Below are 22,958 nucleotides of genomic sequence, written 5' to 3' on the forward strand. Positions count from 1 at the left end.
TTACCTCACGTTGTTGAAGGTGTTTCATGCGCCTAACGCTAATGCGGCGACCATGAACAGAAAATGAATGATCAGAAAAATCCATGCCATACCGCAGTCGCACCACTCACCAAACAGAGCGCCAGCGCCGCAAAGCGAATTTTTTCTTTTGGCAATGAGTGAGTGGTTTTACGGGCTAACACATAGCCGAGCCAAGCCGCAGGGATCAGCGGCACAGTCAGTAGCACATGGTGCCACGTTAAAAAACCCGTCGGCCACTGCACCATCAAAGAGATGATCGAGCTAAACACGAAGAAGGCTGACAAATTACCGCGCAATTGATTGGCTTCTTGATGCTGAAGCAGAAGCGCCATAGGAGGACCGCCGATGCCACTGCTGGTGCCAAATACGCCGGAGAAAAAGCCCGCAATCCCCATTCGAGTTGGGTTCGGCTCAATGCGCAGTGGCAGCAAACTTACTGCCACCGCAAACAGCACCAACAAGCCAAGCCACAGCGCCAGCGCCTGCGTGGAAATCCACATCAGCAGCAAACCACCCACAATCGATCCCGGAATGCGCCCAATTAAGGCCATTTTTAAGCCGCCAATCGAAATACTCTCGCGATGTTTCATCGCATTGAGCACCGAAATAAACAGCGCGACTAAGCAGATCGGTGATGGCACATAGTCCGGCGAAATAAGAAACAGCAGCGGCGATGCAACGACCGCGAGCCCAAAGCCGATCGCGGTCTGCACAAAGGAACCCATGAAAACCAATAGCATGGCAATCCACGCACTCGTGCCTAAATACTCCATTTCGTTCCCTTTGTACTGCGATGTATCGAATGACACTGACGGTATCAGTTCAGCAATATTTCGCAATAGAAACGTTTCGCCAGAATTGCCCCTGCTACGGTGCACTGGCGCGCCCCAAGCTTTATGAATGCGCTCTTTGGCTGCCAGAGACGAGAGTAAGTTTCATATCAATTCCTTTTTAAACTGAAAGAAGGTGTTGTTGAATAAGTGGCTGAGGAGGAACGAGGAATAGCCAACACGATCGAGAGAAAAATTGCGCTCGCGCCTAAAAGCTGCCCCCAAGTTAGCGCTTGATCAAGAATCACATAACCCAGTAAGCAAGCCGAAACACTGCTTAAAAAGCCAAGAAAGGACACCGTGACCGTTGGCAATTGCTCAATACCACGGAACCAGAGAAAGTAAGCCAACATAGCGCCCACCACACTCAGATATCCGTAACCAAGGTAGTTAAGTGGGGTCATTTGCTCAGGAATGCCTTCAATCCACAGCGTGATGGGCAGCAAGAGCATCCCACCAAACAATAATTGCCAGCCAGTAAAACCGAGTGTAGACATCTCTTGAGGGCGTCCCCATTTTTTGGTCAGAACGACCCCAGAGGCCATACTGAGTGTTCCTAAACAGGCGATCAATAAACCTTGTATGCTCAAGGCTGCGGTTTGGTTAAGCACCAGTAGTCCAATCCCAATGACTCCAATGCCCCCTGCGATCCACTGCAAAGGCGTAATGCGTGTGCTCAGTAAAAACCAGCTCATTGTCATCACCAACATAGGTTGGAATGACATCACCAATGCTGCCATCCCTCCCGGTAATTCAGTGGCGGCAAAAAATAAACAGTAAAAGAAGAAACCAATATTAAAAATGCCCAATATCGGCAAACGCCACCACCAATTTCCGGTTGGTAAGGTTCGAGCAAACAGGACTAACAATATTCCTGCTGGTAAAGCTCGTACTAAAGAAGCCATGAGTGGTGAGTGTGGAGGTAGAACTTCGGTAGTTACGATATAAGTACTGCCCCATACGATAGGGGCGATGGCAGTAAGCAGTATCGTTTTGATTCCTGACGTTGTATTCATTATTTACCCTATATAGTGGAATTTTACTTCGACAAAAGTATCTCTTGAAAAAGATACTTTTTAAAAAATAATGGAGGGATGGTTTTCGATCAAGTATCTTTTTGAAAAGATATTTTAGGGGAGCGATATCATGTCATCAGAAAACACTATGCCAAATGACAAAGTGGATGCCATTCTTGCGCAATGGCGCAGTGTCAGGCCGGATCTGGATTGCTCATCGATGGGGGTCGTGGGTCGATTACGCCAAACAAATGGGATCTGGAAAACCAAGTTAGATCAAGTGTTTGATGGGTTTGGATTAAGCTGCATTGAATTTGATATTTTAGCGACTATCCGCCGTAATGACCGAGAGATCACCCCAACCGAGCTATACCAAACCTTGATGCTCTCTTCCGGTGCGATCAGCACACGCATTGAGCAATTAGTACAACGCGGTTTGGTGCAACGAGTGGCGAGTGAAGAAGACAGACGCAGTTGTAAGGTGACATTAACGGAACAAGGAATAACGTTAATCGACCAAGCCTTAAATGCCCATGTCACCAATATGAATCGCATGTTGGCAGTGCTTACAGAACAAGAACAAAGACAGCTAGAACAGCTTTTGAAAAAAATTCTGCTGGCAGAATAAAAACACAAGCGATCGCTTGCAAAGGCGACCGCTTATCTTAGTGGCATCCATATGCTGGAGTGTCGAAGCAAACTACTCAGTGACCAACGTAAAACCTTCGTCCAACCAACCAGTAACGCCGCCGATCATTTTCTTCACTGGGCGACCTAATTTGGCTAAGCGAATCGCCGCTTTTTCAGTGCCATTACAGTGAGGCCCCGCGCAATAGACCACAAACAGTGTGTCCATAGGGTAATCGGCTAAGGTTTTTTCGTTCAAGCGTGAGTGCGGCAAGCTGATGGCGCATGGCACATGTCCTTCGGCATACAGGGCTTCACCGCGAACATCGAGTAACACAAAATCTTGTCTTTCATTGGTGATCGCGTTGTGCACGTCCCAACAATCGGTTTCAAACTGCAACAACGCTTCAAAATGCGCCAGAGCATCCGCACTGGACGCCGCAGGTACGCGAGATACGGCACTAGACATTCGACTTCTCCTTGTCGGTTTAATGAGCATGCAGTGTGCCACAGCAGTTAACGTGCCGCCACTTCCGTTGCAAAATCATCAAGACTCAGCATAGCGACACGATCGGACAAAGCGCGTAAAGCAATACCATGCACCATCGCATCCACTGAGCTGCAGGCTTGTGGGATCACACGAACTTGATATGGCGCGGCTTGTGGAGAGAGAGCCGTGTGGGTGACACAGTTTTGGGTCATCATTCCACACAAATAGAGTTGGCGCACGCCAAAGCGCTGCAAATACTCGGCTAAATCGGTATTTAGAAAGCTATCAGCGTGTGCCTTGACCACCACAATCCCTTCTGGAGCGGCTGCAACTAATTTAGGATGCAACTCTGCCCCCTCGGTATTAGCATTAAAAAATGGCGCGCTACCTAGCTTTGGATCAGCAATATGCTGCACAAGAATAATCGGCATTTGATGGCGTTGCGCGATATCGACCGCTTGTAAAGTGTTATCGAGCACTTGCTCCGCTTGCCATTGTGGGTACAAGCCATTGGGGAAATAGTCATTTTGAATATCGATGATAATCAGTGCAGATGAGTTCATAGTGTTCTCCTTAGTGAATCTATGGCGTATTTTCTCGGTTTTTCTTCTTACGCTGCAGAGTCTAAAATGACACTTTACGGTTCAAAAACGACAAAACATCGATGACTTCTATATCAATCGCTATTGTGGCTTATCCGGGTTGTTTACTCTCCGCGGTTCATGGCTTGGATGAAATGTTCTGGATGGCGAACCGCGCCAGCCAAGAGCTTAATCAAACATTTCAGTTTGAAAGCCAGATTGTGGAGTGGCCAAATGCTCACTCTGCTTTGCTTGAGCAGTCTTATGCCGCCATCGTTTTACCGCCAAGCCGCGAGCAGATTGAAAGCATAGCATTCTCGGAAAATCTACTTGATTGGCTGACTTGGCAACATCAAAAAGGAGCCCTACTTAGCGCGGCATGTGCAGGGGTTTTTCTACTGGCTGCCGCAGGATTACTACGCCACAAAAGTGTGACCACACATTGGGGATTGGCACAAATTTTTTCACAACGTTTCCCAGACGTAACGTTAAAGAGTGACGAAATTCTGATTAACCAAGGCGATATCATTACCGCAGGTGGCATGATGTCTTGGATGGATTTGGGTCTGGAGTTAGTCGCACAATTTACCTCTCCTGCCATCATGCGTCAGGTAGGTAAGCTTTTGGTGATTGATACCGGAGCTCGTGAGCAACGTTATTACCAGCAATTTTCACCGGGTATGCTGCACGGTGATGATGTGGTTCTCCAACTTCAACATTGGTTGCATGATCACTATCACCAATCACACAGCATCAGTGAGTTAGCCGCAAAAGCTCATGTCACACCACGCACTTTACAGCGGCGGTTTATAAAAGCCGTAGGCTACAATCCGATCCAGTATTTGCAGCGTTTACGCATCCAAAAAGTGTGTGATTGGTTGGAATCCTCCACCCACTCTTTTGAATGGATTGCTCACCAAGTTGGTTATGACGATGCCGGTGCTTGTCGAAAAACGTTTTCTAAAATCATGGGGTTAACCCCAAGTGAGTTCCGACGGCGTTTTACTTCGCCCTCTCAAATGTAAACGCCGAAATAGCAAAACTCAGAAAGATGCGCGCACCTTCCTGAGTTATCCAATGATTAAACCGCTTGTGTGGATTAGTACGCCACACCAATACGTTGGCGAGGATGCTCAGCGTATTCAAGCTCATCAATCAGCGCGACCGCATAATCTGCCACCGAAATACGGCTGTTGCCTTCGCTGTCGGTCAGCAGTTGATCGCCGCCCACCCGGTATTGGCCTTGCTTGTCGCCTGGGAAAATTTCGGCCGCTGGGCTTACGAAAGTCCAGTTCACATCGCTGTTGCTTGCGCGGAAAACTTCCAACGCTTCACCTTGTGCTAGAGCTTCACCTTTGTACTCTTCTGGGAACCCCGGAACGGTAACTAATTTCACGCCCGGAGCCACTTCCAAAGAACCCGCACCACCAACCCACAATAAACGAGCAACGCCAGCTTGTGGCAGCTCATTGAGTAGACGCTGCGCGGTTTTCGCGACCATTTCATGGTTGCCTGCGGCACGGCCGCCGATAGAGGCAATCACAGCATCCACGCCTTCCAGCACAGATTTGAGTGAGCTCTCTGGGTTTAAGATATCCAGTTGCTGTACCGCTACCCCTTTGAGGGTGACTTTGGCTGGGTCACGAACGACAGCAACCACTTCATGTCCGCGCATTTTCGCTTCAGCCGCTAAATGGCTACCAATCCAACCAGATGCACCTAGAATTGCTACTTTCATTTTTTACCTTCCTCTTGAATCTATTTAGATGAGTGTGTTCAACGAGGATAAGTATAGTTTGTCGCATCGCGAGCGATAAATGCGCAAAAATGATGTACATTGTATCTAGTTAGTTTGCAAATGAGAGCACTTATGGATCGCCTAACTGCCATGCGCAGCTTTATTGAAGTCGCCAATACCGCCAGTTTTACCCAAGCAGCGGATAACCTAAACCTCAGCCGTTTACAGGTATCGCGCCATGTTCAGGAAATTGAGGATTGGCTTAAGCAGCGCTTGCTGCATCGCACGACACGCCGAGTCAGCCTCACCGCAGCGGGCGAGGAAGCACTACAACGCTGTGAGCAAATTCTCCATCAGACCATGGAGCTGGAAATGCGCGCACTGGAGCAGTCAGGAGCATTACGCGGCAGCATTCGAATTTCTGCACCGATAGGTCTCACGCAAAACATGCTGCTGGATGCGGTACAGGCCTTTACCGACCTGCATCCACAAGTTCATTTTGATGTGCTTGCCTCCGATCGTTTTTCACAATTGGTCGATGAACGTGTCGATATCGCGCTGCGCTTTACGCAGCAGCCCGATGAAAATTTGATTGCACGCCGCTTGCTTGAAGTCGGCATGGTGGTGTGTGCCACTGAGGAATATTTGGCACAACATGCGCCTATCGGACTGCCACAAGATTTGGCACACCATAACTGCTTAGTGCATATCAGTGGCAATAAATGGGATTTCGTTAAAAATAACGAGCAGTTTAGCGTTTTGGTCAATGGTAATATTCGCGCCAATGATATGGGTACCTTATGCCGCGCCGCATTAAATCATAAAGGAATCATTCGTCTCCCCTGTGATTTGGCCAATCCGCTGTTGCGAGCTGGACAACTGCAAGCGTTACTGCCGGACTATTATCTGCCAAGCAGTTCAATCTGGGCAGTGTATCTGTCGCGCAGTTACCAGACACCTTTGGTCAGACAGTTTATTGATTTTCTCGCCGAGCGTTGGCAAGAAGATTTGCTCTGGCCATAAAAGCGAATCCCCGATTTTACACTCGGGGATGCTTTGTAAGGATTAATAGCAGAACTGTCCCATTCGCTTGCTCAATTCCATCGCTTCGTCGGATAACTCATTCACGATGGCGTTCACTTCGCCGACTTGCACCGTCACAGACGCAGAAACATCCGAAATTGAGGTGATATTGGCGTTAATTTCTTCAGTAACACCACGCTGTTGCTCAGTTGCAGTCGCGATTTGGATATTCATCTCGTTTAATTCATTGAGCATATCGACAATCTGTTTGAGCATATCGGTATTGCTATGACAGGTAGCCACACCGCGAACCACCGTATTATTCGCCTCTTCGATACAGTTGACGACAGACTGAGTTTCTTTTTGTAAGCGATCAATTTTGGTGCGGATCTCTTCAGTCGAAGTTTGCGTTTTTGCGGCAAGATTACGCACCTCATCCGCGACCACCGCAAAGCCTCGCCCTTGTTCTCCAGCGCGAGCGGCCTCAATGGCGGCATTCAACGCCAGCAAGTTGGTCTGCTCGGCAATCGCTTGGATCACATCGAGTACCGAGGCGATAGATTGGCTTTCATGATTTAACCGTGCAATCGCTTCAACGGCCGAGGCCATTTGTTGGTTTATTGATGTCATATCGCGCGCAAGCTCATTGCCCACCGAGACACCGCCGTGGCCCTTTTGATTGGCTTCCTGCACAAAAGTGGCTGCTCGCTGTGCAAATTCAGACACTTCGGTAATCGAAGCGCTCATTTCATTTACCGCCGTGACCACCGAATCCGTACGCTCATGCTGCTCAGATACCGAATTACGCGTTCCGGTCATATTATGTGTAATGGTTTGAGTGTGAGAGTTGAGTTTGTCAGTCGTATGAGCGAACTGACAAATCGTATCTTGCAGATGGCTCAGCATACGATTGAGCGCTTGCGCCAACTGTCGGATCTCATCACTGCCTTGCTCAGATAACCGCACCGTTAAATCATTATCTCGACTCATCCGTTGAATTTGGCTTATCGAATCACGAATCGGTTTAGAAATTCCATTCCCCACCATCCATGCCGCAAGTGTCGCAATGACTGCGCCGATCACGATGGCGATCAGCACTTTCATAATCAGTTCGTCGGAAAGCTTCGCAATATCGGCTAACGCTTCGTCTGCCTGCATTTCAGTGACTAACGCCCAGCGTAACCCTAATGCATCAAGCGGTGTGTATGCTGATAGTAACTGCACACTGGCATGCGTACTCTCCATCATTAATCCACTCTCGCCTCTCAAAGCCTTATCCACGGCTTGCGAACTGACCTTAAGCAAACCAATCGCGGATTGTTTACTGCGGATCTGATTGATTGCCGCTCGATCACCCGTTAATGAATTCAATGTCCCGATGAAGGCCGAAGCATCTTCCAGCAGTAAACGGGGCTGACTACGCATCAGGTGATCACTGCCCACTAAATAGCTCTGGCCGGTATTCCCAAGCCCGTTTTCTTTCCAACGGGAATCGAACGTCATAATGCTATTAATTTCATCCACTGGCATTTGAAAGATCAGAACACCAACTCGAGTACTACCGTTAAAGATAGGGGTCGAAATGAATGAAGCCGCCGCCTCATAAGAGGGATAGTAAGGTGCAAAATCGTCAAGATAATACTGATTATTGGCTAAGGTTTTGGCTTGCACATAAGCCCTTGCTAGTCCGCTCTCTTTGTACGGACCGCTCAGCAAATTGGTCGCAAAATCAAGCTCTTTGAATACGGTGTACACCACATGACCGTCATTATCGACCATAAACACATCATACAAACCGAACTGCTCTAAATACTGCTTAATCCCAGGATGGTACTTTTGATGCAAAGCATCATACGCGTTACCTAGCGAATCACTCTCCCACTCATGCTTAGCGCCAAGCGGGTTAGGGTTGCTGGCAATATAACGGGCTTGTAACGCTTCCGCGGATCTGGATAACAGATTCAAACGCGCTAACGGGTTCGCATCTTGGCCGTCGTTTAACTTCTGATAATTCTGACCAAATTGAGTGGTGTAATAGTCTTTTAGGGCAATGAGCGAAGAAGCTGGCACCTGTTCAACGGGGTAAGCTTGGTAGGCTTGAGTCAAGCCTTCCATTGCCTCCACAGTGGAGACCATATTAGCTAAGGTCACAAGTTGCCCCGCTACTCGTGTTAAATAGCGTTCAATCTCACTTTTTTTGGTTTCACGAACCGAAAGGAGTTGGTTCGAGGCTCGCTCATAGATCGCTTGTTTAGACAGAGTGGCGGCGCTCCAACCCACCCACACTCCTGCAATCACGACCGAAAAAATGGACAGCAATGTCATAGACAATACGATTTTGTTGGCAATTTTCATGCTTTTCCCCTGAGAAACTCAGTCAGATATAGAGGTAAAGAGTCGCCAACGATACGTCATAAAACCAAAACTTCTTTGTTATAGGAATAAAGACTCATTGCAAGCATAGTCATCCCCTATTCCATCTACCAAAAAATACCGCAGAAATTGTCGTTATCCGGCCAACCCATAGTCAACGAGTTGATTATAGTTCAAAAAAAAGCGACCCTTTCAGGTCGCTCAATTATGTTGTCCAAATATACCCTTCCTACTTGAAGCTGCAGCGGTGCTAGCAACATTCGCCCCCCCCCATTCACATAATCTATCTATGCTCATGGGGATTACTCATTTGCCGCCTACCTGCAACGCCAAGTAGTTTGGGTATAGGGGCTTAATCGCACCTTTTTGATGAACTAGGGCTGTTGTTTGGTCGGTGCCAACGCAATCTCACGAATGCACACGCTTTGTGGCTGCTGATAAGCAAACAGTACCGCACGCGCCACATCATCCGCGGCCAACACGCCGCCCATGTCCACTTTCCAAGCATCGTAGCCCTCTTTAATTTCGCTTGATGTGGTGTGTGAAAGCAGCTCTGTTTCTACCGCTCCTGGAGCAATTGTGGTCACGCGCACATTGCTGGCGGCCACTTCCTCACGCACGTTTTCAGAAATCGCATGTACCGCAAACTTAGTTCCACAGTAAGCAGCATGATTCGGGAAGGTTTTCTTACCCGCAATAGAACTGATGTTCACGATCGTACCGTGGTTGCGCTCTTTCATATCGGCCAACACGGCGTGCATACCGTTGAGCAGGCCTAGCACATTCACATCAAACATGCGCTTCCATTCATTCGCTTCTTGAGTATCAATCTGCCCAAGCAGCATGACACCGGCATTGTTCACCAGCAGATCCGCAGGGCCATACAGCGCTTCGGCTTTCGCAATCGCAGCCACTAAGGTCGCCGCCTCTGTCACATCCACTTTTTCACACAGTGTGTTGGGCAGGTTCAGTGCCTCTAAACGCTCCACACGGCGTGCCACCAACAGCAATGGATGACCCGCTTCACTGAAACGGCGTGCGATAGCTTCACCAATACCAGAACTTGCACCTGTAATAACGACTAATGATTTCATGGGATTACCTTATTGATTCTTAGAAAAATTCTCCTGAACACAGGAGTTCGTTGCAATGCGTGCAGTCTAGGCGAAAGCAGATTGTTGATATATAGTCGACAGGTTCACAAACTGTTGCCATATAATGACAAATAAAAGGACTCTCAATGCAACTTAACCAACTCAATCTGGCCGACATTCGCGCCTTTGTACTGATTGCCAAACTCGGCAATTTCACTAAAGCCGCGGAAGAGCTGGAGGTTTCTCGCTCACATGTTTCACGCCAACTGAGCCAGTTAGAAAACAGCATGGGCGTCACTCTTGTCATCCGCACTACACGCAGCCTTTCGCTCACGGATGCTGGGGAACTCTTCTATCGTCAATGTGAACAAGCCCTGAGCAGTATTGAACAAGCCGTGTTAGCCGCTGTAGATGATGTGCAAGAAGCGCGCGGGGAGCTACGCATCAATAGTGTGGGCGGGCATATTGGGGAAGAGTTAATTGCCGACATTTGCAGTGCTTTTATGCAGGAAAACCCCGATGTGCGTATTCACCTTGATTTCAGTAGTCATCGTGTTGATTTGATTGAAGAAGGCTTTGACGTAGCATTTCGGATGGGAAAATTAGAAGATGCCAGCTTCGTAGCGCGTAAACTCACCGAAATCCGTATGAGCACGCTCGCAAGCCCCACGTACTTTACGCAGTGTGGTCAACCTCAACATCCCAAGCAACTCACCGATCATCGCTGCTTAACCGGTTCGGTAAAACGTTGGAGCTACCAACACAAAGAGACGAAGCAAACTCTCGATGTGCCTGTCGATGGAGATTTACAGTGTAAAAACGGCCGAGTGTTAGTTCGAGCGGCATTGGCGCATAACGGCATCATTCGCGTACCCACTTTCTACTGCCACCAAGAGATCGCCCGCGGCGAGTTGGTCGAAGTGTTTCAGGATTGGCATATCCCAAGCGTCGATTTTTCCCTTATCTACCATAAAGACAAATATCAACCGGTACGCTTAAAGCGGTTTATTGAGTTCAGTAAGCGTTATTTTGAGCAGGGTCTGCTTTAAGCCGAAAGGCTTTAAGGTAACCACTCTGGAATACTTTTGAGCAATAGCGAATTACTGGCGCTCATTTTGGGTTCAAAACACATTATTGATACGGCCTCAAATAATAGAACAAACCGCTTCGAGGAGTTCAGCGAGTAAACGCCTCGAAGCTGGCTAACAAAACACGTTGTTCAGAAAATATTAAGTCCAAAAATAGCTTTTACATCAAACAGCACTCTTGCCGTTTTTTCTCTAGAAAGTTGGCTTCCTTGTTTCAAAATATCAATCAGTTGAGCTTTATCTTTTAAAAATTCAGATCGTCTTTCTCTTATTGGTTGGAGCATCTCCTGCAAGCACTCTTCTAATATTTTTTTCGTTATACCATCACCAAGACCACCACCTTGATAGTGCTCTTTGAGTCGGCTGATATATTCCTCATCTGGATGGAATGCATCGAGATAAGTAAACACCACATTTCCCTCAATACGGCCGGGATCTTCGACTCTTAGATGATGGGGATCGGTATACATGGATTTCACTGCTGCGGAGATCTCTTTTGGTGAAGCCCCAAGATTGATCGCGTTGCCCATCGATTTAGACATCTTACTTTTCCCATCCGTGCTCGGTAGCCGTGATGCATTACTCAGTAGCGGCCGGCATTCATTCAAAACATTACGCCCAGCGAGTGAGTTCACTTTCCTCACTATCTCATTAGCTTGTTCAAGCATGGGTAATTGATCGTCCCCGACGGGAACGAGAGTGGCGTTAAAGCCGGTTATGTCCGCCGCTTGAGATATGGGGTATGTTAAAAATCCAGCAGGAATGGAGCGTTCAAACCCTTTGTTTTGAGTCTCACTTTTGACGGTTGGATTTCGTTCCAGCCTACTGATGGTGACAAGGTTGCTGTAATACATGGTCAGTTCAGCAAGAGCGGGAAGTTGTGATTGAAGGCAAATGGTTGTTTTGGTGGGATCAATACCGACGGCGAGATAATCGGCCACGACATTGAGAATGTTGGATGAGACTTTCTTGGGATTGTGAGCGTTATCCGTAAGACCTTGCATATCGGCGACAAGGATCGTTTGCTCATGAATTTCCTGTAAAGCGACACGTTGCTTTAGAGAGCCGACATAGTGACCTAAATGCAAAGGGCCAGTGGCTCGATCGCCAGTTAAAATAATCTCTGGTTTATCAGTATCTTGATGTGTATTCATTGTGTATCTCCTCGTTAAAAATAAGTGCTACTGGAGATACAAAAGAAATTACAGTCTTAGCTACCTTCCAGCAGCTTAAGAATGTAAGAATTCCGTGCCGCTCTAATGAGAGCGCCACCAGAAGAAGAATGAAGTAGAAAGTGAAATATCGTTCATCTGGGCAATCTAACAACAATGGTTTGAGAACTCAACCTTCTCAAGTGTCGTTTGCGAAAGGAAAACCTGATTCAAACCTACCGCTTTGACCTCAGAAACGAATAGCCATAAAGTGCTGGTCAAGTTCGGCGCGCTTAGCGACAATACCGCACTTTGAATGACAACGAATGAGAAATACCATGCGCAGTTTTATCCTTCGAGCTCGCTCTGCACCGACCGATAGCCAACGCCTACTGGACGAAATTGGTGGCAAATGCCATACCGAAATTTTGGCGCACTGCATGATGAACAGCCTGTTTACCGCGCAGTCGCATCGTGAAGATGTGGTGATTCATCTGATATTGGAAAGCACGCGCGATTATTCACGCACCATCACCGTCGAAGCGAATGAAATCAGTGATGTGGGCGGATTCCATGAAGCGGCCTTGATTGCCCTGTTGGTGAAAGCGCTGGATGCCTCAGTTGGCATGGGCAAAGAACAAACGCGTGTGGTTCAGCCGGGTTTAACCGTGCGCACCATCAGCTTTGAAGCGCTACTCGGTGAGCTGGCGGAGCATCATTCGCTGTACATGATGGATAAAAAAGGCGATTCCATTCGTGATATTAAGATTGGCCCGAACCCGTGTTTTATTTTGACCGACCATATCCCGATGCCGAAAAAGAGTGGTAACTCGATGAAACGTCTTGGGGTAGAAAAAATCAGCCTTGGCCCCAAAATGCTGTTTGCCTCTCAATGTGTCACGCTAATTCATAACGAGATTGATCACCAAGAAGCGGGTTGGTAATCCCTCCCGTCATCAATAAAAACAGCCCTGATGAATCTGTTCGTCAGGGCTGTTTTTTCTTCGCTTAAGCCAGTTTCAGATCAAACTGAATGCGGTATTGCACCATATCTTCAATGGTCAATACGGGCATATTGTGCAGTTTGCCAAACGCGATGATTTCTGGCGTTTTGGCCATGCTGCCATCTGGGTTGGTCAGTTCGCACAACACACCAGCTGGCTGTAAGCCCGCCATCTGCATCAAATCAACCGTACCTTCGGTATGACCACGACGCGCCAATACCCCACCCGCACGAGCACGCAATGGGAATACATGGCCGGGACGCGCCAAATCTTCTGGCTTTGCTTGTGGGTTGGCGGCGGTTTTGATGGTGGTGACGCGATCTTGCGCGGAAACCCCCGTGGTTACGCCATGTTTGGCCTCAATGGAAACCGTAAACGCCGTTTGGTTAGCGCTGTTGTTGTTGACCACCATAGGCGGTAGGGCTAAGCGATCAGCTTGTGTTTCCGTTAGGCACAAACAAACAATGCCGCTGCATTCACGGATCATGAGCGCCATTTGCGCCGTAGTAAGAGATTCTACTGCGTAGATAATATCGCCTTCGTTTTCGCGATCTTCATCATCGAGCAGCAGCACACCACGCCCCTCACGTAAGGCTTGCAGTGCGTTTTCTACACGAGTAATGGGGTCGCCGAATTCGGCAAGTAATGAGGACTGATTCATGGTAATACTCCAAAAAATGACCAGAATCAGGGCTTATGAGGGATCAAAATCCAAAACGAAAAGCACTGAAAACCGAAAGATGTAGCAAAGCCGCACCTTGAGATTCAGTGTGTTTGTCATTCTCTCTCATCCGGACTGTAACCGTCGGCTCTGGCTTCTCACCAGATCTGCTGACCTCGACGAATCGAGCGCTCGTGGGCTCGCCTTGCGGCATACCACCGGTGGGGAATTTCGCCCCGCCCTGAGAATATTGTTGTGTTTCAGACGATTCTGAAACGCCGCCTAGTGTAGTCAGTTCAACGGGCGGTGAAAAGAGTTACTGATAAACTTGTTTTGAATATCACCGCTTTTGAGCAAGAAAAGTCGATGAAAAGAACATCAGATAAAAAACAGCGCGGATAGAAAAACAGCGCAGATTCACCGCGCTGTTGATCTTATACCTTAAGCGTTAACCCGATCAGGCGTGTTTCAATGGGGTATTTTGCTGTGAGCGCGAGATCGCACCGTACAGCACCCAACCGAAGAAGGTCGCAATCGAACCGAGCATGACCGCGGTTTCACCGGAACTGTACAGCGCGTAGAAGCTGTACATCGCACCAATAAAGGCCATCACGTTGGCCACTTTCGCTTGACTCACCGGTACATTGAGCTGCTTTTGCATCACACCCAGCGCAGCCATAGAGAGGATGTACGGAATGATGTTGGTCACGACCGCCAAATTCACTAACGCCTCAAACTGCTTATTGAGTGAGGGACTGATGGTCATCAAACTCAGTACGCTTTGAATCGAGACGATGGTCAGCATACCTAGCACAGGGGCATCGGCTTTGGTCACTTTAGAGAACAATTTAGGGAAGAAACCTTCATCGGCCGAGGCTTTAAACACTTGCGCAATAGTAAATTGCCAGCCAAGCAGTGAACCGGTACAAGACACAATCGCACACGCCATGACAATCGCGCCCATGGTTGGGTTAAACATCTGCGCAAAAGCCAGACCAAAAGGTGCGTTCGAGTTAGCCAGATCTGCGTTTGGTACAATCCCGGCAATCACGTTGGTTGAGATGATGTAAATTACCGCAGCCCCCAAGGTACCGCCCATGACCGCAATCGGTACGTTTTTCTCTGGGTTTTCCACCGCATCAGCATTAGCACACGCCGATTCCAACCCTAAGAATGCCCACAGCGTCATCGCAATTGAGCCACCGAGAGCTTGGAAGAATGGCAAGCCATGTGGGTTCCATGCCGAGCGATACAAGTCAAAATCAAACCAGTACCAACCGATGATGGATACCCCAATCACCGGAATAATGATGCCCCAAACGGTAACACTCGAGACTTGGCCAGTAATGCGCGCACCACCAAAGTTGGCCACGGTGGCGACCCACAATACCAAAATAGTCGCGATACAGGTTTCAATCGGAGTGAGATGAAAACCAAACAGCACATCAGCATAGCCAACCGCGGAAATGGCAATCGCCACGTTGGCAATCAACAAGGAAACCGCGTAGGTATAGTTGGCCATAAAGTTGCCGCTGCGGCCAAACGCGTATTCGGCGTAACCGCCCATACCGCCGGATTTTTTACTGAACATACCGCATTTTGCAAAGGCAAACGCCAAGGCAGTTGAACCTGCAGCAGTGACTAACCAAGATAAAATAGAAATGGTGCCGACTTGGGCAAGCTGAGTCGGGAGCATAATGATGCCCGACCCCATCATGTTAACGATAGTCAGAATGGTGAGTTGCACTACACCAATTTTGTTATTGGATTTACTCATGATATTCCCCTTCTATGGGTCTTTTCGTGTTGTCATCGGGGCAGAAACCTCTGCCCCGATGCCCCGATTAACGTTTCAGTACATAGCCCATGGCTTGCACTCGTCCCTCGCCTGTCGGCTCCAGATACACCCCTTGCAACTCAGGCGCAAAACCCGGCAGCAAGTTAATGCCTTCTTCTAGAGCGAGGAAGTAACGCTGTACTGAACCGCCCCATATTTCTCCCGGAACCACACACAACACACCCGGAGGGTAAGGCAGTGCGCCTTCAGCGGCGATACGGCCTTCCACTTCACGCAGTGGGACTAGCTCAACCTGACCACGAACAAAGGCCAAGTTTGCTTCTTGTGGGTTCATCACCGCGCGTGGGAAGTAACGCGCGCGGAACATCTCTTTTTGCAGCTGTTTGACATCACGGCTGACATACAGATCGTGCATTTCCTGACACAACTGACGGATGGTGTAGCCTTTGTAGCGTTCGCGATTTGCACGGTACACGTTCGGCAATACTTCGCTCAGTGGTGCATCTTCTTCAATCAAGCGTTCAAAACGAGCAATTTGTGCCACTAAATGCTGCATCTTCGCCATATCTTCGGCTGGGGTGAGCAAAAAGAGGATCGAGTTCAAATCGCACTTCTCTGGGATGATGTTGTTCTCACGCAGGAAGTTGGCCAGTATGGTGGCCGGAATACCAAAGTGCTCGTATTCGCCGGTTTCTGGGTCAATCCCCGGTGTGGTGAGCAGGAACTTACAAGGGTCAACGAAATACTGATCATGTTCGTAACCTTCAAACGCATGCCATTTCTGCCCCGGTTCAAATTCAAAGAAACGCAAATCATCGGCAATTTGCTCGGTGGGGTGAGATTGCCAAGGTTTACCTTCGATCATTGGTGGGATGAACGGTTTGATGTATTTGCATTTTTTCATCAGAAGCTTACGGGCTTCGATACCGGTTTTCACCGCTTCGCGCCATAGGTAGCGGCCACTGTCCCCTTCGTGCATCTTGGCGTTCACATCGAGCGCCGCAAACAACGGGTAGAATGGGCTGGTTGAGGCGTGCAGCATAAAGGCGTTGTTAAAGCGTTTATGGTTGCAGTAACGCTCTTGGCCTTTGATGTGGTGATCTTTCTTGTGAATTTGCGAAGTTTGCGAGAAACCTGCCTGCTGTTTATGCACGGACTGAGTGACGATGATGCCCGGATCTTCAGGCTTTAGATCGAGAAGAAGTGGCGAGCAGTCTTTCATCATGGGAATGAACTGTTCATAGCCCACCCATGCTGAGTCAAACAGGATGTAGTCACACAAATGACCGATGCGATCCACCACCTGACGCGCGTTGTAAATCGTACCGTCGTAAGTGCCAAGCTGAATGATGGCAAGACGGAATGGGCGTTTCGCTTCCGCGCGGCTTGGGTCGACATTACGTACCGCATCACGCAGGTAAGACTCGTTAAAGCAGTGTGCATCAATCCCGCCGATAAAACCAAATGGGTTACGCGCCGTTTCTAAGTAAACCGGAGTAGCCCCCGCTTGAATTAACGCACCGTGGTGGTTGGATTTATGGTTGTTGCGGTCAAACAGCACCAGATCTCCCGGTGTCAGCAGCGCGTTACACACCACTTTGTTGGAGGCCGATGTGCCGTTGAGTACGAAGTAGGTTTTATCCGCGTTGTACACTTTCGCAGCATAAGCCTGCGCATCATGTGGGGCACCTTCATGGATCAGCAAGTCACCCAAACGTACGTCCGCGTTACACATATCCGAGCGGAATAAGGTTTCACCAAAGAAATCAAAGAACTGGCGACCAACCGGATGCTTACGGAAGAACTGCCCACCTTGATGGCCTGGGCAAGCAAAAGTGGAGTTCCCCATGTCTACGTATTTTTTCAATGTACCAAAGAAAGGTGGCAACAAACTTTCTTGATAGCGACGTACGGCAGTTTCCACTTGCTTACCGTAGAACTCGACTTTGGCATCACACAGCTCAAATACCCCGGTGATATCGGCGCAAAAATCATCTGGGAATTGGTCTTCGCAGCACACAGCAACAAAGATCGGCAGTTTCAAACCGGTCGCATTCATTTTATCTATGATGCCGTTTTGTACGTCTTCGACGGAAACCACCGCCGCACCAATGTCACAGAAGTCGGTTTTCAGTACATCCACCACTTCACGTTGGGTTGTGAAGCAAGAGCGAACCGATAAACTCGTAGCAATTTTTAATGAATTCATATTTAGCCTTTCTTATTTTTGAATAAACGAATTCCAAGCCAAATTATTTTTAGCGTGCAGGAAATCGCTCAGCAAAATAAATATTGCAGTCACAAAGGCTGAGATAGAAATAATGGAGAGCCCCAGCCTAAGAACGGGTGAATATTCTTTTGCTTAATAATGATTTTTCTTGGGCATACCTAGAGATTCACTCAGTTTCGGTAGGAGCAGGCAAAACCAACATGATTTCACATCACGCCAAAGGGCGTAAAAAATCAATGAATATGCCTTAATACCTCAACATGAGGAAAGCTGGTATAGGACGAACCTTTAGCTGACAAGCAGCCTAAAGCTCTCGTTACAGATGAGATGTCGATTGGGTAAAGAAAGAGTAGTCAAAGTAGTCACGGTGAGACGGCATCATGATGTGCCGAGTCCTGCGAATGTGTGCCATGATTTTTGATTTCTTTTTCATATACAACTCCGTTACAAATAATCAAGAAACCAGTTTACGTCGTTTTGCTTAGAAAGCAGGCGCATTCTATACCCCACGGAAAAATTAAAATTTGACCATTATCACACCTTAATACGCATAGATATATATTTTAGATTTATTTACCAACAAGAATAGGTATTACCATATATATCCTAGGAATTGAGCAAAACTATAAGAAAATAATATAGCGGAGAACAAAATAAACAGAACAACGCACTATCAAACACTCGTAATCCAACCGGATAAAATGCAACATTAACAACAAATGCCACATATTTAATGACATTCAATAACACTGCTGTTTTTCAATTTGACGTGAGATCCTGCTATACCCAAACTACTTGGAGTTGCAGGTAGGTGGCAAGTGAGTTCATCCCCATCAACATACACAGGCTTATGATTGGGATGCGTGAGCGTAGCCAACACCGCGGCTGCTTCAAGTAGGAATGGGATCGCATCAAGCCAGACGCTGGCTGGCTTGATATAGTGAGCGACATCAGAAAGATTAGCGCCCAAAAAATCGAGTGAGGACGCGTAACATCGATTGACGATAAGTCAGCAGCCAACCACTACGTGGCAACCACGCGGCTGAACGCAGCACCGTCTTACTGTGCGAAAAAGTCTTAAAGCCTTCGATTCCGTGGTAATGCCCCTGCCCTGATTCACCAATGCCGCCAAATGGCGCATCATCCGCCGCAACATGCATTAAGGTATCGTTCACACACGCACCACCACTGTGGGTACGCTGCAAAATATGATTAGCCAGATGGCTCTCTTTGGTCATCACGTAAAGTGCCAATGGCCGTGGGCCTTGATTGACTCGCTCAATCGCTTCTTCAATATTGCGATAACCGATCACCGGCAGGATCGGGCCAAAGATCTCTTGTTGCATCACCAGCATGTCATCACTGACTTCGGTTAACAGATGCGGCAGCATCTGCCTTGCTTCGAGTTCTACCGTTTTGCCCACCACAGTATTGAGTTTGGCGCCTTTTTGCTGTGCATCATCCAAACAGTGCTGTAATCGGTCAAACTGCGCTTGGTTAATGATTTGTGTCACATCCATACGACCATGACGAATAAAACGGCGCGCAAAACGCTGCAAATAAAGCTCAACGAAGGTAGCGACTTTCGCTTGCGGCAGCAGCACATAATCCGGTGCAACACATATTTGCCCGGCATTGGTGGTTTTACCCAGCATGATGTTATCCACGCTGCGCGCGAGATCCGCATCGTCAGCAATGATCACTGGAGATTTGCCCCCCAGCTCTAACGTCACAGGTGTTAAATTTTTCGCGGCCGCTTGCGCCACTAACTTGCCTACGGCGGTTGACCCCGTAAACAGCAAGTGGTCAAATCGCAAGGCACTAAAAGCCGCAGCAACCTTCGCATCACCTTGCACGCAAACCGCGATATCGCCTAACGCGGCAATCACACGCGCTAGCACCTGATTGGTGGCAGGTGTGTACTCACTCAATTTCACCATCACCTGATTTCCCGCAGCAACAGCGGTGATCAATGGTGCAAGGCTAAGCAAAATAGGAAAATTCCAAGGCACCATTACCCCCACCACACCCAAGGGCTGAAATTGTACTTCAACACGCGAAGGCAGCAGCATCCATCCTGCATGTCGCCGCTGCGGCTTCATCCACTTTTTCAGTTGCTTAGCCGTGTAATTGAGATGATTTAACGTTGGCAGTAAATCGCACAGGCCGCTATCAAAACGACTACGGAAACCATAATCTTGATTGACTGCGGCAATCAGGGCTTCGTTTTCACGCAATAAAGCCTGTTTGAGCTGGGTTAAACGTTGCAAACGGTGGGTCAAACTCGGATAAGGCGTATTGGCATACTGCCTTTTTAGGCGCGTAAATTCAGCCTGCAAAGCTTCGATTGCTGACGAGATTTCTGGTGACTCAGCACGAGACACCACAGAGAGTTGAACCATAGTAAACTCCGCAGAAATAAAATATACCTAAACTACTTAGAGTTGCAGGTAGGAGGAAAGTGAGTTCATCCCCATGAGCATAGATACACTATGTGATTGAGGTAAACGAACGTAGCCAATACCGTTGCAGCTTCAAGTAGGAAGGGCATAAGCCCCCCTCGGGCGTAGAGTATCTTAACTTGGCAAGCTGTAAATCAGCTCAGGGTTGATACCAAAACTGGTTTTGTGCTCTTCAATCACAAACTCACTACGGGTTTGAATCACGCCGGGTAAAGAGCCCAACTTGCCCGACATAAAGGCTTGATACGCTTTCATGTCTTTGACGCGTACTTTAATCATGGTGTCAAAATCACCAGAGAGCGAGTAACAGGCTTCGATTTCTGGGATATCCGCAACAGCATGAGCAAAACGTTCAAAAATTGAGAAGCTGCTTTGATCAAGCCGAATATGGATAAAGACCTGCACATCCAAGCCTAACTTTCCCGGATCGAGATCCGCGTGGTAACCGCGAATGTATCCCTCTTTTTCTAAACGCTTTACCCGCTCTGAACAGGGCGATGTTGTGAGATTCACCAACTTGGCCAGCTCAACGACCGGTAAACGCCCTTTGGCATGTAAGATCCGCAAAATATCGCGGTCAACTCGATCCAGACTCATACAGCAACATCCTTTGACTGTTTAGACCCGAATACAATACTGATAACCCCCAATCGGCAGAAATAGTGTGCGGCAAGGCGTGATGTACCTCACGCAAAAGGGCATCTTACGATGCCCTTGGTTTTCTCCTTGCGACTGAAGCGGCTAACGTGTCCGCCCAGTTTTAGCCAAATCTCGCGATGTTGCACCGCTGTAGCTTATAGCTTAAAGCGTGAAATCTCCTTGTTCAGCTCTTGTGCCATCGCATGCAGTGATTTCGCCTGCTGCACGGATTGCTGAGCTTCTTCGGCTAACTGGTCGCTCACTTCACGTACGGATTCAGTATTCACATTGATATCCGCCGTCACTAACGATTGCTCTTCCGCCGCTGAAGCGATTTGCGTCGCCATATCGCTGATCTGCTGAATCGCTTCACTGATCGCTTGCAAGCTTGCTCCGGTTTGGTTGACATCCGCGACACTGGTTTCCACCAACTTATGGCTTTCGGTCATTACCGATACCGCAGTGGTGGTGACTTTCTGCAAACCAGCAATCTTAGTCTGGATCTCTTCCGTCGATGCGTGGGTGCGCTGTGACAGCACACGAACTTCATCCGCAACCACCGCAAAACCGCGTCCTTGCTCTCCGGCACGCGCCGCTTCAATCGCGGCGTTCAATGCCAGCAAATTGGTCTGTTCAGCGATGCCACGAATGGTCGACAAGATGGTGGAAATTTCATTGGCATGCACTTCAAGCTCGCTGATGATGCGCACCGCGCCAGTTAACTCTTGGGCAAGCTGGTCAATCGACTGTTTACTTTGTTGCATTTGCGCAAAGCCATCTTCGCCCAATTGCACCGATTGAGTGGCGTTCTTCGCCGTATTTTCGGCATTGCTGGCGATCTCAGCTGTCGCCGACGCCATTTCCGTCACCGCTGTCGCGACCATAGTGATTTCATCTTGTTGGGTGCGAATGCGTTTGCTGGCTTGAGTGGCCGAGGCGGCCGCGTGGTCAGCCCCTTGAGTCAGCGCCACCGACACTTCACGCACATTTTTCACCATTTGATGCAAGCGATCGACGAACTTGTTGAACTTATCCGCCAGCAAACCGACTTCATCTTGGCTACGAACATCCAAACGACGAGTCAAATCGCCATCCCCTTCGGCGATATCTGCCAGAGCATTGGCGATATTACCAAGCTCATTAAGCTGACGAGCCACAAACCAAGACGTAAGCAGTGCCATCACAAGCAAGATACCTAGTCCAATCCCGATCTGCACCATCAACATGTCATTCAGTGGCTGCTCCAGAACCCCTTTATCCATCACCATGACCAGTAACCAATCGGTATTCGCCACTTCCTCAGCCATCAAGACCTTATCTCGCCCGTCCATGTTCAGTTGAAAGGGTGTATGGTCTTTGGCAGCGATATTGAGCTTAGAAATAGTCAGTTGAGCCGACATCTCTTCTGTCGGTTTTAGGATCAAATCTTGAGTTGGGTGAGCAACGATTTTGCCTTTTTGGTTCACCAGAATCGCGTAACCTTTTCCGGGCACTTCAATCGCTAACACATCTTTAATCAGCTTATCTAACGCAAGGTTGGAGGCGGCCACCCCAATCAATTGACCTTGATAGCGAACAGGCTCTGCCAAGGTCACGACTAAGGTTTGCATGGTGACACTCACGTAAGGTTCGGTCGTGATCGGTTTGCCGGCTGCTTTTGCTTCTTTGTACCAACCACGGACTCGAGGGTCATAATCTGCGGTATTGAGTGACGGATCTTGACGGAACATTTCGCCCTGTTCATTACCGTAGTAACTCAATCCAAAAGAGCCAGACTGCAGTGTCTGTCTTAAATGAGGAACTAACTCTAACTGCGGATTGCGTTCAATTTCTTCACGTAGTCCTTTAAGCGCGAGCTGCTTGCCTAAAAACCAGTCACCAATCCCTTTGGCATGCGCTTGTAAAGTGTTACGACTTTCACTTTCAATCGCCCGCCAACTGTCTTTTTCAAAGGTCTGATACCCTGCGGCGACTAACGCCGCCGCCGTCACGGCAATCGCCACGACCACAGAGAAAACCATTTTTCTCTTTAAACTCAATCTCATGAACAATACTCCATTCATATCAAATTGCACTGATATGGGAGCAAGTTAGCGAAATGACGAGGAATTACCTTGCGAAAACTCCCACAA

Annotated in this window: 20 protein-coding genes, 1 pseudogene and 1 riboswitch; of the genes and pseudogenes, 6 read left to right on the plus strand and 15 right to left on the minus strand. The window is 48.3% G+C overall.

The window, feature by feature from the left end; genetic code table 11:
* Nucleotides 1-71: 71 nt before the first annotated feature.
* Together F0316_RS16635 and F0316_RS16640 are read right to left on the minus strand one after the other, a co-directional pair.
* Nucleotides 72-794: a sulfite exporter TauE/SafE family protein gene (locus tag F0316_RS16635; RefSeq protein ID WP_095456479.1), complete on the minus strand. Its 723-nt coding sequence runs from the start codon at nucleotides 792-794 to the stop codon at nucleotides 72-74.
* A 167-nt stretch (nucleotides 795-961) separates the two neighbouring features.
* A complete protein-coding gene (locus tag F0316_RS16640) occupies nucleotides 962-1,867 on the minus strand; it encodes an EamA family transporter (RefSeq protein ID WP_142726583.1) in 906 nt (301 codons plus the stop codon).
* Between the two features lie 148 nt (nucleotides 1,868-2,015).
* On the opposite strand from F0316_RS16640, the gene F0316_RS16645 reads away from it, so the two are divergent.
* Complete coding sequence (locus tag F0316_RS16645; RefSeq protein ID WP_032469534.1) at nucleotides 2,016-2,495, plus strand: MarR family winged helix-turn-helix transcriptional regulator; 480 nt, start codon at nucleotides 2,016-2,018, stop codon at nucleotides 2,493-2,495.
* 72 nt (nucleotides 2,496-2,567) lie between these two features.
* On the opposite strand, the gene F0316_RS16650 is transcribed toward F0316_RS16645, so the two are convergent.
* Complete coding sequence (locus F0316_RS16650; protein ID WP_095467234.1) at nucleotides 2,568-2,963, minus strand: rhodanese-like domain-containing protein; 396 nt, start codon at nucleotides 2,961-2,963, stop codon at nucleotides 2,568-2,570.
* 47 nt (nucleotides 2,964-3,010) lie between these two features.
* Entirely contained in the window at nucleotides 3,011-3,547 is a 537-nt protein-coding gene (locus tag F0316_RS16655) for a cysteine hydrolase family protein (RefSeq protein ID WP_002045520.1), read from the minus strand.
* Between the two features lie 101 nt (nucleotides 3,548-3,648).
* Here F0316_RS16655 and F0316_RS16660 point away from each other — a divergent pair, with 101 nt between their 5' ends.
* On the plus strand, nucleotides 3,649-4,590 hold the full coding sequence (locus F0316_RS16660; protein ID WP_032474551.1) for a GlxA family transcriptional regulator: 942 nt from the start codon (nucleotides 3,649-3,651) through the stop codon (nucleotides 4,588-4,590).
* A 74-nt stretch (nucleotides 4,591-4,664) separates the two neighbouring features.
* On the opposite strand, the gene F0316_RS16665 is transcribed toward F0316_RS16660, so the two are convergent.
* Nucleotides 4,665-5,303, minus strand: a complete 639-nt coding sequence (locus F0316_RS16665; RefSeq protein ID WP_000861284.1) for an NAD(P)-dependent oxidoreductase — start codon at nucleotides 5,301-5,303, stop codon at nucleotides 4,665-4,667.
* 132 nt (nucleotides 5,304-5,435) lie between these two features.
* Here F0316_RS16665 and F0316_RS16670 point away from each other — a divergent pair, with 132 nt between their 5' ends.
* On the plus strand, nucleotides 5,436-6,326 hold the full coding sequence (locus tag F0316_RS16670) for a LysR family transcriptional regulator (RefSeq protein WP_000375514.1): 891 nt from the start codon (nucleotides 5,436-5,438) through the stop codon (nucleotides 6,324-6,326).
* Nucleotides 6,327-6,368: 42 nt separating this feature from the next.
* On the opposite strand, the gene F0316_RS16675 is transcribed toward F0316_RS16670, so the two are convergent.
* Together F0316_RS16675 and F0316_RS16680 are read right to left on the minus strand one after the other, a co-directional pair.
* Entirely contained in the window at nucleotides 6,369-8,681 is a 2,313-nt protein-coding gene (locus tag F0316_RS16675) for a methyl-accepting chemotaxis protein (protein WP_000684937.1), read from the minus strand.
* Nucleotides 8,682-9,073: 392 nt separating this feature from the next.
* A complete protein-coding gene (locus tag F0316_RS16680) occupies nucleotides 9,074-9,793 on the minus strand; it encodes an SDR family oxidoreductase (RefSeq protein WP_000839400.1) in 720 nt (239 codons plus the stop codon).
* A gap of 146 nt (nucleotides 9,794-9,939) precedes the next feature.
* Between F0316_RS16680 and F0316_RS16685 the strand changes: the two genes are divergently transcribed.
* Nucleotides 9,940-10,842 carry a LysR family transcriptional regulator gene (locus tag F0316_RS16685; protein ID WP_095467236.1) on the plus strand — a complete coding sequence of 301 codons (903 nt, stop codon included), beginning with the start codon at nucleotides 9,940-9,942 and terminating at the stop codon, nucleotides 10,840-10,842.
* Nucleotides 10,843-11,012: 170 nt separating this feature from the next.
* Here F0316_RS16685 and trpS read toward each other — a convergent pair whose 3' ends face one another.
* On the minus strand, nucleotides 11,013-12,035 hold the full coding sequence (trpS, locus tag F0316_RS16690) for a tryptophan--tRNA ligase (protein WP_033930293.1): 1,023 nt from the start codon (nucleotides 12,033-12,035) through the stop codon (nucleotides 11,013-11,015).
* 335 nt (nucleotides 12,036-12,370) lie between these two features.
* Here trpS and trmY point away from each other — a divergent pair, with 335 nt between their 5' ends.
* Nucleotides 12,371-12,976, plus strand: coding sequence for a tRNA (pseudouridine(54)-N(1))-methyltransferase TrmY (trmY, locus tag F0316_RS16700; protein WP_172626075.1), 606 nt, complete (start codon nucleotides 12,371-12,373; stop codon nucleotides 12,974-12,976).
* A gap of 64 nt (nucleotides 12,977-13,040) precedes the next feature.
* Here the strand turns inward: trmY and ribB are convergent, their stop codons facing one another.
* On the minus strand, nucleotides 13,041-13,697 hold the full coding sequence (gene ribB, locus F0316_RS16705) for a 3,4-dihydroxy-2-butanone-4-phosphate synthase (protein WP_001076651.1): 657 nt from the start codon (nucleotides 13,695-13,697) through the stop codon (nucleotides 13,041-13,043).
* Between the two features lie 114 nt (nucleotides 13,698-13,811).
* Nucleotides 13,812-13,950: riboswitch (FMN riboswitch) on the minus strand.
* Between the two features lie 53 nt (nucleotides 13,951-14,003).
* Between ribB and F0316_RS20385 the strand changes: the two are divergent.
* A pseudogene (locus tag F0316_RS20385) lies at nucleotides 14,004-14,149 on the plus strand (histidine kinase).
* A 5-nt stretch (nucleotides 14,150-14,154) separates the two neighbouring features.
* On the opposite strand, the gene potE reads toward F0316_RS20385, so the two are convergent.
* The 6 genes from potE to F0316_RS16735 form a co-directional block, all read right to left on the minus strand.
* Nucleotides 14,155-15,474, minus strand: a complete 1,320-nt coding sequence (gene potE / locus F0316_RS16710; RefSeq protein ID WP_000045946.1) for a putrescine-ornithine antiporter — start codon at nucleotides 15,472-15,474, stop codon at nucleotides 14,155-14,157.
* A 67-nt stretch (nucleotides 15,475-15,541) separates the two neighbouring features.
* Nucleotides 15,542-17,704, minus strand: coding sequence for an ornithine decarboxylase SpeF (gene speF / locus F0316_RS16715; RefSeq protein WP_149560741.1), 2,163 nt, complete (start codon nucleotides 17,702-17,704; stop codon nucleotides 15,542-15,544).
* A gap of 337 nt (nucleotides 17,705-18,041) precedes the next feature.
* Nucleotides 18,042-18,158: a leader peptide SpeFL gene (gene speFL, locus F0316_RS16720; protein WP_001893294.1), complete on the minus strand. Its 117-nt coding sequence runs from the start codon at nucleotides 18,156-18,158 to the stop codon at nucleotides 18,042-18,044.
* 526 nt (nucleotides 18,159-18,684) lie between these two features.
* Nucleotides 18,685-20,127, minus strand: a complete 1,443-nt coding sequence (locus F0316_RS16725) for a coniferyl aldehyde dehydrogenase (protein ID WP_000250430.1) — start codon at nucleotides 20,125-20,127, stop codon at nucleotides 18,685-18,687.
* A gap of 174 nt (nucleotides 20,128-20,301) precedes the next feature.
* Nucleotides 20,302-20,784, minus strand: a complete 483-nt coding sequence (locus F0316_RS16730; protein WP_000050915.1) for an Lrp/AsnC family transcriptional regulator — start codon at nucleotides 20,782-20,784, stop codon at nucleotides 20,302-20,304.
* A 197-nt stretch (nucleotides 20,785-20,981) separates the two neighbouring features.
* The gene (locus F0316_RS16735) at nucleotides 20,982-22,871 is read right to left on the minus strand and encodes a methyl-accepting chemotaxis protein (RefSeq protein ID WP_032474545.1); all 1,890 of its coding nucleotides are present in this window, start codon (nucleotides 22,869-22,871) and stop codon (nucleotides 20,982-20,984) included.
* Nucleotides 22,872-22,958: the final 87 nt, after the last annotated feature.

It is taken from the genome of Vibrio cholerae, assembly GCF_008369605.1.
Classification (GTDB): Bacteria; Pseudomonadota; Gammaproteobacteria; order Enterobacterales; family Vibrionaceae; genus Vibrio; species Vibrio cholerae.